An 11,973-nucleotide genomic window follows, 5' to 3' on the forward strand; every position below is an offset into this window, starting at 1 on the left:
CACTCATTATACTCCTTTTTGATATCCTTTACAATGATTTCTATCCATTTTTATCATCCTCATTTTAGTAAAAAATCTTGGAGTACTTTTGGTTATGAGTACATTATACAGTGGTAAACTCCAATTTATCTTCTCTGTTCCTCAACTGTCCATTTTTGATCCTGAATTGTTATTTGAGTAACTCCTTTTTCCTCATAAAGTTTTCTTCCTCTAAGACTTCTGGAAAAAAGCGAATAATTTCTTGACAACATTTTTTATAAGAAACCAGTTCATCTGTCATTTCAAGAAGGAGTAATCCTTTATCTACCAATCGGTAGTCTTTCTGAAGTATTCCCTGATAAACCCAGCAAAAACCAAGATAATCACTTCTATGTGTTAATTGAGCCGTTTTTAAAGCAAGTTTAATAAGTTCCAATGATTTTTCTCTATAGTCATTATACAAGAAAGTTACTGCTAGATTAGAAAGAATGGTAAATCTAGCTTCCTTAATGTTAACGTATGATTCATACCGTTTTAAAGTCGCCAATATCTGGTCAGTCAAAGTTAAGACACTTTCCATAGAGACATAAGGTAAAATTCCTACCAATAAGGTTAAATCTCCTAGATACCACTCTTCGTAACTTTGTAATTCTTTCCAAATTTGCTCAGCTAAAAGTTGATTATTAACTTCTTTATCATCCTGTAAATATAATTGTAATAATTGCATCCTCCTAAAAATAGGTATATCATCACATGTTTTTAAGTAACTTCTACACTGTATTACAAGATCTTCAATTTGCTCCCTAGTCATTAGTGTGGTTAGTTCTTGTAATTTCATCATAATGTTCATCCGTTCATTAGGTTGATAATAATCACAAATATATTGAAACTCTGCAAAAGTCATATCCATTTGTCTTAGGAGATATTCCATATTCTCAAATTTTGGCGTCGCCTTATTGCTCTCAAATGCAGCAACCGACTGCCTACTAACCATTTGCCCTGCCACCTGAGTTTGAGATAAATGCTTATCTTCTCGTATTTTTTTAAAAATCTTATAGTAATCCCATCTCATCTACTTACCTCCAAAATTTCAGGCGCAAAAAAACTTGTCATATGCAAAAACGCTTACATTTTTTATTGTATACTATCTATAAATAAAAAACAAGGAGGAATATCATATGAGAATCCTACATTTCATCGCAAAAACTAGAATAGCAAGTATCTTACCTCTTCTGGTTTTGTTATTTAGTAAACCACTCTGGCCGTGGCTTCCATAAATTGAATATCTAAATAAAGGAGGAAAAATAAAATGAATAATACCAATAAGCTAGCAAAATCTCTCATTCTTTTCTCTGTTATAGGAGCTCTATCATTGCTCAATACACACGAAATTTATGCAGATGAAACAAATACTAATTCAGAAACCATAGGTCAAAGTCGAAGCTATGGAGGACTTACTTATCAAAAAACAAATGTACGGTATCGAAAAGAATGGTCTAACTATACACCTGTTAGCTACACAGTGACTACAGGAAGAGCAGGTGCTAGTATATCCGTAAATCAAAGTAAAACTTTTGGTACAAGTATATCAGGAGATGTAAAAGGTATTAATATCGGAGCTCAGGCTTCTATATCTAGTGGTGTCGGTTACACATTAAATGTCCCTCCAAGAAGAAGCGCTTACGTTGGATTTAGGGTTTTATATGAAGTCGAAAGTGGAACTAGAATTGCTAGATTTTACGACGGTGGAGAATTTAGCAGAAATTCATATACTGTAAAACGACCAGTTAGAGGAGAATATAGATTAATCTATAGATAAAAGATATGAGCAACAATATAATAGGAAAACTCTGCATATTACTATCATTCCTACTCGCAATTATATGTCTTTCCTATCAATCTATTTTTTTACCTGAAGGAGAATTGTACGAACCTTACATCTTATCTCGAAATTTGTTAATCATTTCAATCTTAAACTGGACTTTTTTACTTGGACTCTATTTAATATATAGAGAGGGTAACAATAAGAATGTCAATCACTAAGGGGCAGGAACTCAAATTATTAAATGCTAAGAAAAAGTAGTTTGACTTTATTCATTCTTAACAGTCTTCAACCGATAGTTTAAAACCGTATTTTGAAATTTCAGATATAATAGATTGAAATAAAAGGTGAACAAATCGATTAGGGAAGTCAAATTAATTTCTAGAAATGTTTTAGCAATCGCGATATACTACTCTAGATTCAATCTGCTATCAACTGATCTTTATTTATAATTGTCATACATCAAAGGGAAACTGACCTTATTTAAAGCAATCAAAAAAACGAATAAAACAAAATTCTGACTCTCCAGAAAACTAGTTTTATTCGTTTTTTATGTTTAAGTCTAAATTTTTATTTCAAACTCTAATAACTTAACGCACTTCTGCATTGACTTTTTCTTCAAGTGATGCTTGGATTTTTTCCATGTAGCGTGCGACTTCTTCGTCTGTTAAGCTATCTTCTGGATTTTGGAAGGTCAAGCTATAAGCCATTGACTTCATACCAAGTCCCAATTTTTCGCCTGAGAAGACGTCAAAGAGTTTGATATCTGTCAAACGTTTTACGCCTGCAGCTTGGATAGCATCCACAACTTCTTGGTGAGTCACTTCTGCTTTGAGAAGAAGGGCAACGTCACGGCTGACTGCTGGGAATTTAGTAATTTCCACAAATGGAGCCGCTGGCTGAAGGGCAGCTTCGATGGCTGAAAGGTTGAGCTCAGCTACATACGTTTCTGGAATATCGTAGGCCTTAGCAGTGACTGGATGCACTTGGCCAAGGAAACCAAGAACTTGGTCACCGAGTGAAATCATAGCGGTACGACCTGGATGAAGGCTAGCAATTTCAGCTGTAGCTGTATAGGTCACTTCTAGTCCCAAGCGAGTAAATAGGGCTTCAAGGATTCCCTTAGCATAGAAGAAATCAACTGGAACTGCTGCTGTTTGGAAATCTTTTTCAGCAACCAAGCCTGTCAAGGCAAAGGCAAAGCTATTAATCTCATTTGGAAGTTCTTCTTTTGGATTGCCAGTTTGTTCAAAGACTTTTCCGATCTCGTAAAGGGCCAAATTTTTATTCTTACGAGCCACGTTATAGGCAACAGTATCAAGAATACCTGAGATCATATTTTGACGGAGGACAGAACGGTCCACTGTCATTGGCCACATAAGTTCCGTAAGGGTACTTGGTTGAGCTGTGAACTCAACTGCTTTTTCAGGAGTTGTTAGAGCATAGGTGATGATTTCTGTCAAACCTGCTCCTTCAGCAATCGTACGAACTTGACGGCGGAGTTTTTGTGTCGCAGTCAATTCACCAGCTGTACCATCGTCTTTTGGAAGGCTGGTTGGCAAGCGGTCATATCCATAGATACGAGCGATTTCTTCAAAGAGGTCCGCTTCGATTGTGATATCCCAACGACGACGTGGTACGCTGACTGTAAAGCTGTCTGCATTTCCAGAAAGACCAAAGCCAAGACGACGGAAGACGTCTTCTACATCAGCATAAGAAAGATCAGTTCCGAGGACACGGTTAACATCAGCAAGAGTTGAAGAAACTTCCACATCAGAGGTATCAAGCTCACCCGCTGAAACGATACCTTTACGCACCGTCGCACCTGCAAGTTCTGCAATCATGCTAGCCGCCGCATCAAGGGCTTCGTTAACAGTTGCCACATTAATCCCTTTTTCAAAGCGAGAAGATGACTCAGAACGAAGGTTGAGACGTCCGCTAGTCTTGCGGATTGATTTTCCATTGAAAACAGCTGCTTCAAGAACTACCCGACTAGATTTTTCAGAGATTTCTGTAGCCTCTCCACCCATAACACCTGCAAGGGCAACTGGCTTGTCTGCGACAGTGATAACTAGGTCAGTTTCTGCAAGTTCTCGCTCTTCACCGTCCAAGGTCACTAATTTTTCACCAGCACGCGCTTCACGCACACGGATGTCAGTTCCTTCAAAGGTATCCAAGTCAAAGGCATGCATAGGTTGACCAAAGTAGAGCAGGATGTAGTTGGTCACGTCCACCACGTTGTTAATAGGACGGATACCTTCATTCATGAGAAGGTTTTGCAACCATTGTGGACTTGGTGCGATAGTCACATTGTCCAAGATACGAGCTGCATAGTAAGGCGCCTTGTCTGTCTCAATGCCCACAGAAAGAGCATCTGCTGCAGCTTGGTCAATTTCTGAAAGAGTAAATTCTTTAAAGTTGACTGCCTTGTCATAGATGGCTGCTACTTCGTGAGCCACTCCACGCATAGAAAGGGCATCTGCACGGTTTGGTGTGATAGAAAGTTCGATGATTTCATCATCCAAGTCTAGGTATGAGAAGACTTCCTCACCTGGAACGGCGTCTTCAGGCAAGATTTGGATGCCATCTGCGAACTCCTTTGGTACAACTGAGTCAGAAATTCCCAGTTCACCAAGTGAACAGATCATCCCAAGTGACTCGAAACCACGGATTTTTCCTTTTTTGATTTTGTAGTTGTCAGCGATGCGAGCTCCTGGAAGAGCCACCATAACCTTGATGCCAGCACGCACATTTGGGGCACCACAAACGATTTGACGGGTTTCTTCTTCGCCAACGTTAACCTGACAAACATGGAGGTGAGTTTCTGGCACATCTTCGCAAGACAAGACCTCACCGACGACAATTTTTGAGAGACCAGCAGCCGGTGATTCGACACCTTCGACCTCGATCCCTGTAGTTGACATTTTTTCAGCCAACTCTTGTGATGGAACATCAATGTCCACCAATTCTTTTAACCATTTATAAGATACAAGCATAATTCTAATTGTAAGGTCCCACCAAGTAAGACCTTTTCAATTCCTTTCTTTTTCTTCGAGTCAGTCCTCACCATTTCTCGTCAAGAGTAGCTGACTAGGACTGTATTTCAGGTTTCAATCTTATTTAAACTGTTCTGAGAAGCGGACATCCCCTTGGTAGAAGCCACGGATATCGTTGATTCCGTAACGGAGCATAGCTACACGCTCTTGTCCAAGACCAAAGGCAAATCCAGAGTAAACAGTCGCATCGATACCACTCATTTCGAGAACACGTGGGTGAACCATGCCGGCACCCATAATTTCGATCCAACCTGTTTTCTTACATACGTTACAGCCGTCTCCTCCACACTTGAAGCAAGAAACATCCACCTCAACAGATGGCTCTGTGAATGGGAAATAAGATGGACGCAAACGAATTTGACGCTCTTCACCGAACATTTTTTGGACAATCAACTGAAGGGTTCCTTGAAGGTCTGCCATAGAAATGTTCTTCCCTACAACCAAGCCTTCAATTTGGTGGAACTGGTGACTGTGGGTCGCATCGTCTGTGTCACGACGGAAGACACGCCCTGGCGAAATCATCTTCAAAGGACCTTTTGAAAAATCATGGGCGTCCATGGCACGCGCCTGAACTGGAGACGTGTGGGTACGGAGTAAGATTTCTTCTGTGATATAGAATGTGTCCTGCATATCACGAGCTGGGTGGTCTTTTGGAAGGTTCATACGTTCAAAGTTATAGTAGTCTTGCTCCACTTCAAAACCATCCACGACTTGGTAACCCATACCGATAAAGATATCTTCGATTTCTTCACTGGTTTGTGTCAAAACATGACGGTGACCAGTCGCAACTGGACGACCTGGAAGCGTCACATCGATACTCTCGCTAGCCAGTTGAGCTGCGACTTTCTTTTCTTCCAAGAGCTTAGCTGTTTCTTCAAAGGCTGCTGTCAAGACATCACGAGCTTCATTGACGTGTTTCCCAATGATTGGACGCATCTCAGCAGAGACATCTTTCATCCCTTTGAGGATTTCAGTGAGCGAACCCTTTTTACCAAGGACAGAGACACGCAAATCTTGCATCTCTTTTTCATTTTCAGCAGTAATCTGCTTCAAGCTAGCCAGCGTTTCTTCACGAAGCGCTTTTAATTGTTCTTCAATAGTTGACATAATTCCTCCATCAGTCGCTCGTAGATAAAAAGAAAACCACATGCCAAAAACTCCACTCGGAGCGTTGACACGCGGTACCATCCGTTTTCATCTGACAAGTCAGACCTTCATTTCTAAATCCATGCGCAAGTGAATTCACCCAGCTTTCATATAGAGAGCTTGCAGTCACGGCTCTCCTCCCTGATATACTTCCCTTGGGCTACTAGTCTTGCAGATTTCTATTCAGTTACTACATAGTTTATCAGATTTTGAGTTAAAAAACAAGTTAGATTAGACTAATTTCAATATAAAACTCGTTCCTTTTTCTGTTGCTCCATCTTCCACAAATCCAAGCGACTTGAAACACCTCCTAGAAGCATGATTGTAGGTATAGATTTCCTTGACTTTCAATTCTTTCCACCCTTTTACTCGAGCCAATTCAATCAAAGTACTTAGAACCTTTTTCCCAAGTCCTCGATGTTGGTAAGCGGGATTCCCAATCACAATGGGGAGATTATCCTGAGATAGTGTAACATCCCCAATTGGAAACCATTCTCCCTTCTCCTTGACTTCAATCCAAAAAAGCTCACCATGCTGATCCAAATAGGAATACATAGCTTCCAAGGTCGCTGGACTGTAAGGTCTCTTCACACCATCTACGAGGTAAACCAAGTTCACATCCTGATACCAAGCAAAAGCTTCCTCACAATGATTGACCTTATAATAAGGAACAAGACGCAGTGCATGATCTATTTGTAGGGTCTGTTTCATCTTCTTTCCTTTTCAATAAGAGAGTTGCTGCTTGATTAAAACCCTCACACCAGTTATACCATTTTGCTTCATACTCATCTTGAGGTAAGATATGATTTTTTAAATCCAGAACAGAGTAAATTTTTCTTTCTTCGCAGACTTGCGCATAGAGATGATATAGTTCATAACCACCGTCTCTATCCCACTCAGCAGAAATCGTATCCCGACCTGCCAATAAAGCCTGATAAGCCCTGTGATGCCCATCTGTAATCAACAAGCAATCTCCGAACGCAAGAATACTGATTGGATCGACTTGGATTGTTTCTGCCGACTGGTAAAGCCTCTGAATACCTTCTAGTTTCTTTTCTGATAAGTATAGTTGAGTTGGATGAAGATCTTTTATGTTGACTTTCATTTCTTTCTCCTCAAGCAAATTCAATACTCACTTCTGCTTGCCTTTAAATCGCCATTGGAAGCGGAGCTTGTCATAGAAGGGAAATTCGATAAACAAGACTCCCAAGCCCACACAGAGACTGGCAAGGACGTCTGATGGATAGTGAACTCCCACCCAAAAAGAGACAGTAGTTCATACTACTATTACTCTATTTTCATTGCTTTCACAATTGCTAAGGCAGTCAATACAAAAATAAAAAGTGGAAGCACTGTGATTTTTAGGTTTGTAGCACTCGCTAAGGCAACGATGAGCATGCTAAGAATTCCTGGTACAACAACATTGAATACTCCAAGCACTGACTGGATGGTTCCCATGACTTCTTCTGGAACCATCGAGAATACAAGGTTGAAAATCCGAGGCCCCATCATTCCTACCGCAACTGCGCATAAGAAGACAACCACCAATAAAAGAAGGAAATGATTAGTCAACCAAGAAAAGAGAATACAGAGATGCATAATTTCTTCAAAGTAGACAATCATTTTTATGGGAATATTTTTTAGGATACCTCCACTCAAAAAACTTCCCACAATCGTTCCTGAAAAAGTAACCACTGACAATACTGCAATGGATTTCCCAGTATCAAAGAAGATAAATGGATGATGGATTAACATCAAAGTCGTTAAAGGGGTAATAATGCTTAAAATCACTTGGTTCATAGCTGCAATGAATATTAATTTGATGATGGCTGGAAAACTTGCCAATATCTTCATAGAATAGAGGAAATGCTCTCCAAAAGATTTTGCGGTTAATCTTTTACTAACCTCCATCTGTCCCTCAATATCTCTCAAAGAAGTACGAATAAACACCACACCCAACAGTGCAAAAAGAAAGGTCAAAGCATTCAAACCCACAAACATCTGAAGACTGATGACCCCAATCAAAACTCCACCTGTAAGGTTGCTAAGAATATTAACTACACCAGCAGTTGCCTGTCTAAACCCCATAGCATCTGTCATATCATCTCCTATAATCCTCACATACAAAGGAGAAATCATAGCACCTGCAAAATAACTCATGGTATCTGATAAAAGATTGATGCCACAAATAAGAAAAACCATCCCCATAGAAAAGTTCTTATCCGTTACAAACAGTGTCAATAGAGTATAAAGCAGAAACTTACTTGCCAATATAGCAATATATTTTGCAACACGATTTTTTTGAAAATCGGCAATAACGCCTGTGAACAACTGAGAAATCTGCGGCAAAGTCTCCGAAACTGTTATACAAAGAACAGCTAATGAAGCAAATTGATAGCCAGATACATAAGAAATAAAGGAAATATAAAACAGCGTATCACCAAATGACGAAACCCATTGATTAATAAGCAACATCCGATAATTTTTATTGGTCAGAAAAGTATTCATTGGATTGCCTCCTTCTTCAGCTCAAAAGGAAATTGAAATCCTAACAACGCCCAATATATCCCCAAAGTTCCAATACCAAAATCAAAAACTATTAATGATATTTTAACACATCAATTTTACTTTGTCAATAATTTTTATGGTGTTTTATTATTTTTTTTGAAATATGAATTTAAGTTATCTAAAAATACAAATCTTTTTCTTAATCTTCACTTTCCAATAATTTCATTTCCTTCTCAATTTCTAGCATCATTCTCTGCTTCTCTTCGTGCTTGTAAAGCTGATAAGATACTTGATAAAAACCTAGTATCCTATCCCTTTCAGCAAATCCAACGCTTATATTTCCCAATAAACAATACAAATCTGCTAATCGATAACTACTATTATACCTTTTACAAATAGCTATTGTTTCTGTAATTTCTTCTATAGCTTCAGATGTTCGTTCATTCAACCACAAATATCTACAATAGTTATATCGGAATTTAATCATCAATTCTAACTGTTCCAAATGATGAACAGATAGTGACTGGAGGTTCTCTTTTAAAAGTTGATAGAGTTCCTGATATGTGTCTTCCTGCCCCATATCAAAATAAAAATTAGCCAAGGTATTTCCCAGTTGTAGATAGTAAAAATCAGATTTTTTCAGAGATAACAATATTTTTTCCAGTTTCGCAACTGCCTCTGTTTGATGATTTAGATAACGGAATTGAACTAATGTATCAATCCAGTCCAAATAAATCTGGTCTTTAGCAGATAGACGAGCACGTTTAGATTTTTCCAGTTCATAGATATAATGGAGAGATTCATATTCCCTCTCATCTAAAAATTTCTTAGATAGTTCTTTAAACTTATCAATATTTTCTAAACTAGAAACCTCAGTATCTTCAAAGAAATAATCCATGCTCACCTTCAAGCGCTTAGATAGTTGAAAGAGTAATTCTGACCCAGGTGAGTATTTACCTTGCTCCATACGGCTAATCTGCCCTTGCTCACAAATCCCCTCAGCTAATTCTTTTTGAGATAATTTTAATTCCTTTCTTTTATTTTTTAAGCGTGTCGCTAATAACATACCCACACTTTCTTCCTCCTTGCTTTATTTATTAAAATATATCAAATTCCAAAACATGTTTCAAGTATATATTTCATATGGTTCTATTTGTACAATTTTTTATCTTTTCCATCACTTCTGCTTGCCTTTAAATCGCCATTGGAAGCGGAGCTTGTCATAGAAGGGAAACTCGATAAACAAGACTCCCAAGCCCACACAGAGACTGGCAAGGACATCTGATGGATAATGAACTCCCAGATAGACCCTTGATACCAACACACTGACTAGGTAGAGGCCAAGGACGATTTGCACGATTTTTCTCCAGACTGGATTTTTCATCCGTTGACTGAGAATCACAATCAAAGTTCCTACCATCAGCGTCACTGCTAGAGAATGGCCGCTTGGAAAGGAAAATCCCTTCTCCTCAACCAAGTGTAAAATAGCTGGTCGTGGGCGCTGGTAGATATTTTTAAAGGTCACGATTAAAAGACCAGCCAAAGCCAAATTTCCCAGCATAAGTAGGCTTTCAATCTTCCACCGCTTACGATAAAAGACAAAGGATGTAATGACAACCCAAGTGATAATCACTGGAATATCAATCAGGCGTGTGATACCTCTGAAAAGAATCGTCAAGTAATCTGGCAAGTCTCCTCGAACAGCCGTCTGAATCGGTTGGTCAAAACCGACCAGCGTTTCAGGGTAAAATTTGACCATATAGCCAAGAATAACGAAAAGTAAAAGGGCAAAACTGCCCTTCATTAAAAATATTTGTTTATCTTTCATAATGTTTTAAGGTTGGTTTCAAAAGGACATACAACAACCAGAATGAAACGGCAAAGATTACACCCTCAATCAAATTAAAAGGTAATACCATGGTCATTAGGTAGTTGGAAAGTCCCAAAATTTTTCCAATATCAAAGTTAGCAAACTTAGCGTACAAAGGAACAGCGTAAACATAGTTGAGAACCAACATAGCCACGGTTAAACCAATAGTCCCAGCTAGAGAGCCTAGTAGGAAACGAAGGGTTGTCCGTTCCTTTTTCCAAATCAAAGCAAATACGATGACAAAAACTCCCAAAGCTACGATATTCATTGGCAAACCAATGTAAGTATTCACTCCTTGACTATTAAGAAGCAATTTCAAGAGTGAGCGAAGCAAGAGAATTCCTAGAGCAGCAGGCAAATCCATGACCACCAGACCTACAAGGACTGGCAAGATACTAAATTCGATCTTGAGGAAGGACGCCGCTGGTAGAAGCGGAAAGTCAAAGTACATCAGCACAAATGAGATGGCTGATAAAATCGCAATGGTCGAAAGTCGACGTGTGTTTGTCATAACAGGTTCCTCCAATTTTCTATAAAATCAGAAGAAGTTAGAAAGGATTCCTCTATCTATTCTCACTTTTTATATCCCAAATCTTCCCTCTTACTCTATTAAAGAAAATTAAAGCAAGCGGTTACAATTTGGCTATAAATCTATCAGAACAGACAAAGCTATTCTTTCGTCTTCTCCCATCCAGACTATACTGTCGGTTGTGGAATCTCACCACATCAGCTTGCGCTCGCGGACTTCTTTAAAGAGAAGGAAATAGAGATTTTTCTTTTAGACTAGGCGACAAGCTGTAGGCATAACTTCTGGTTAGGCAAAGCTTGTCAACAAAGTATAAAAGGAAAAGATCATTTCCTAGTTAAAGTCACCGCCGGTCGGGAATCACACCCTGCCCTGAAGACTCTTTTATCATAACAAAAAACGCTTGCAAGCGCAAGCATTTTGTTCACTTTCATTTTCATTTTTTATTTCAATTTATCCACTTCATAGGTATGAACAAGCTCAAGACCTGCAAAGTTCTGCTGGCGAAGAGCCTCATAGACAATCATACAGACGGTATTAGACACATTGAGACTGCGGACATGTTCATCATTCATAGGAATACGGAGAGCTTTCTCAGGATGTTCTCGCATAAAGTCCTCAGGCAAGCCCTTGTCTTCACGTCCAAAGAGAAAATAATGGTCTTCGTCAGTCGATAAATCTACCTCAGAATAGACTTTTTCAGCAAATTTCGAAATCAGATAGAGTTTACCCTTCATCTGAGACATAAAATCTTCCAAACTATCGTAAAAATAAATCTCTAGCTTATCCCAATAATCCAATCCAGCTCTCTTCATCTTGCGGTCATCAATAGGAAAGCCCATAGGCTTGATGATGTGGAGGGGAGAATTGGTTGCAGCGCAAGTACGCGCGATATTGCCTGTATTTTGTGGAATTTGAGGTTCAAATAATACAATGTGATTTGTCATGACTTGCTTCCTTTCACCATTGCAAAAAAATAGCCACACTGCCCGGAGTCAAGCTCAGCAAACAGCGTGGTTAAGGCATCGTTAACTTACCTCACAACAGGTTTGAAGTAAATCAGCGA

The 11,973-nt window shown here is 39.0% G+C and carries 11 protein-coding genes, 1 pseudogene and 1 riboswitch; of the genes and pseudogenes, 1 reads left to right on the top strand and 11 read right to left on the bottom strand.

Annotation, left to right across the window (positions count from 1 at the left end):
• Nucleotides 1-169 precede the first annotated feature (169 nt).
• Nucleotides 170-1,051: a helix-turn-helix transcriptional regulator gene (locus CJ239_RS03735; protein ID WP_102210596.1), complete on the bottom strand. Its 882-nt coding sequence runs from the start codon at nt 1,049-1,051 to the stop codon at nt 170-172.
• Between the two features lie 237 nt (nt 1,052-1,288).
• On the opposite strand from CJ239_RS03735, the gene CJ239_RS03740 reads away from it, so the two are divergent.
• Nucleotides 1,289-1,798, top strand: a complete 510-nt coding sequence (locus CJ239_RS03740) for a hypothetical protein (protein ID WP_102210597.1) — start codon at nt 1,289-1,291, stop codon at nt 1,796-1,798.
• A gap of 593 nt (nt 1,799-2,391) precedes the next feature.
• Here CJ239_RS03740 and pheT read toward each other — a convergent pair.
• The 10 genes and pseudogenes from pheT to CJ239_RS03790 form a co-directional block, all read right to left on the bottom strand.
• Nucleotides 2,392-4,797, bottom strand: a complete 2,406-nt coding sequence (pheT, locus tag CJ239_RS03745; RefSeq protein ID WP_102210598.1) for a phenylalanine--tRNA ligase subunit beta — start codon at nt 4,795-4,797, stop codon at nt 2,392-2,394.
• Between the two features lie 120 nt (nt 4,798-4,917).
• Nucleotides 4,918-5,964 carry a phenylalanine--tRNA ligase subunit alpha gene (pheS, locus tag CJ239_RS03750; protein ID WP_102210619.1) on the bottom strand — a complete coding sequence of 349 codons (1,047 nt, stop codon included), beginning with the start codon at nt 5,962-5,964 and terminating at the stop codon, nt 4,918-4,920.
• 270 nt (nt 5,965-6,234) lie between these two features.
• Nucleotides 6,235-6,684 (bottom strand): GNAT family N-acetyltransferase, encoded by a 450-nt coding sequence (locus tag CJ239_RS03755; RefSeq protein ID WP_180958206.1) that lies wholly within the window; start codon nt 6,682-6,684, stop codon nt 6,235-6,237.
• Nucleotides 6,662-7,108, bottom strand: a complete 447-nt coding sequence (locus CJ239_RS03760; RefSeq protein WP_102210600.1) for a chromosome partitioning protein ParB — start codon at nt 7,106-7,108, stop codon at nt 6,662-6,664. The genes CJ239_RS03755 and CJ239_RS03760 overlap by 23 nt, the downstream gene beginning before the upstream one ends.
• Nucleotides 7,109-7,135: 27 nt before the next feature.
• Nucleotides 7,136-7,264: pseudogene (locus CJ239_RS03765) on the bottom strand (phosphatase PAP2 family protein); the annotation flags it as partial.
• A 26-nt stretch (nt 7,265-7,290) separates the two neighbouring features.
• Nucleotides 7,291-8,511 carry an MFS transporter gene (locus CJ239_RS03770; protein WP_102210601.1) on the bottom strand — a complete coding sequence of 407 codons (1,221 nt, stop codon included), beginning with the start codon at nt 8,509-8,511 and terminating at the stop codon, nt 7,291-7,293.
• A 199-nt stretch (nt 8,512-8,710) separates the two neighbouring features.
• A complete protein-coding gene (locus tag CJ239_RS03775) occupies nt 8,711-9,583 on the bottom strand; it encodes a helix-turn-helix domain-containing protein (protein ID WP_102210602.1) in 873 nt (290 codons plus the stop codon).
• A 105-nt stretch (nt 9,584-9,688) separates the two neighbouring features.
• Nucleotides 9,689-10,339, bottom strand: coding sequence for a phosphatase PAP2 family protein (locus CJ239_RS03780; protein WP_102210603.1), 651 nt, complete (start codon nt 10,337-10,339; stop codon nt 9,689-9,691).
• Nucleotides 10,329-10,892 carry an ECF transporter S component gene (locus CJ239_RS03785; protein WP_060627504.1) on the bottom strand — a complete coding sequence of 188 codons (564 nt, stop codon included), beginning with the start codon at nt 10,890-10,892 and terminating at the stop codon, nt 10,329-10,331. Before CJ239_RS03785 ends, CJ239_RS03780 begins: the two co-directional genes overlap by 11 nt.
• Before the next feature lie 164 nt (nt 10,893-11,056).
• Nucleotides 11,057-11,291, bottom strand: a riboswitch (FMN riboswitch).
• A 59-nt stretch (nt 11,292-11,350) separates the two neighbouring features.
• Nucleotides 11,351-11,854, bottom strand: a complete 504-nt coding sequence (locus tag CJ239_RS03790; protein WP_050207395.1) for a tRNA (cytidine(34)-2'-O)-methyltransferase — start codon at nt 11,852-11,854, stop codon at nt 11,351-11,353.
• Between the last annotated feature and the right edge of the window lie 119 nt (nt 11,855-11,973).

The sequence above is a fragment of the Streptococcus sp. UMB0029 genome, assembly GCF_002871495.1.
Classification (GTDB): Bacteria; Bacillota; Bacilli; order Lactobacillales; family Streptococcaceae; genus Streptococcus.

What these genes read in the sequence shown, in the direction of transcription:
- CJ239_RS03780 (WP_102210603.1), bottom strand. Translation starts at nt 10,339, where the DNA reads ATGAAAGATAAACAAATATTTTTAATGAAGGGCAGTTTTGCCCTTTTA.
- CJ239_RS03790 (WP_050207395.1), bottom strand. Translation starts at nt 11,854, where the DNA reads ATGACAAATCACATTGTATTATTTGAACCTCAAATTCCACAAAATACA.
- pheT (WP_102210598.1), bottom strand. Translation starts at nt 4,797, where the DNA reads ATGCTTGTATCTTATAAATGGTTAAAAGAATTGGTGGACATTGATGTT.
- CJ239_RS03760 (WP_102210600.1), bottom strand. Translation starts at nt 7,108, where the DNA reads ATGAAAGTCAACATAAAAGATCTTCATCCAACTCAACTATACTTATCA.
- CJ239_RS03735 (WP_102210596.1), bottom strand. Translation starts at nt 1,051, where the DNA reads ATGAGATGGGATTACTATAAGATTTTTAAAAAAATACGAGAAGATAAG.
- CJ239_RS03740 (WP_102210597.1), top strand. Translation starts at nt 1,289, where the DNA reads ATGAATAATACCAATAAGCTAGCAAAATCTCTCATTCTTTTCTCTGTT.
- pheS (WP_102210619.1), bottom strand. Translation starts at nt 5,964, where the DNA reads ATGTCAACTATTGAAGAACAATTAAAAGCGCTTCGTGAAGAAACGCTG.
- CJ239_RS03785 (WP_060627504.1), bottom strand. Translation starts at nt 10,892, where the DNA reads ATGACAAACACACGTCGACTTTCGACCATTGCGATTTTATCAGCCATC.
- CJ239_RS03770 (WP_102210601.1), bottom strand. Translation starts at nt 8,511, where the DNA reads ATGAATACTTTTCTGACCAATAAAAATTATCGGATGTTGCTTATTAAT.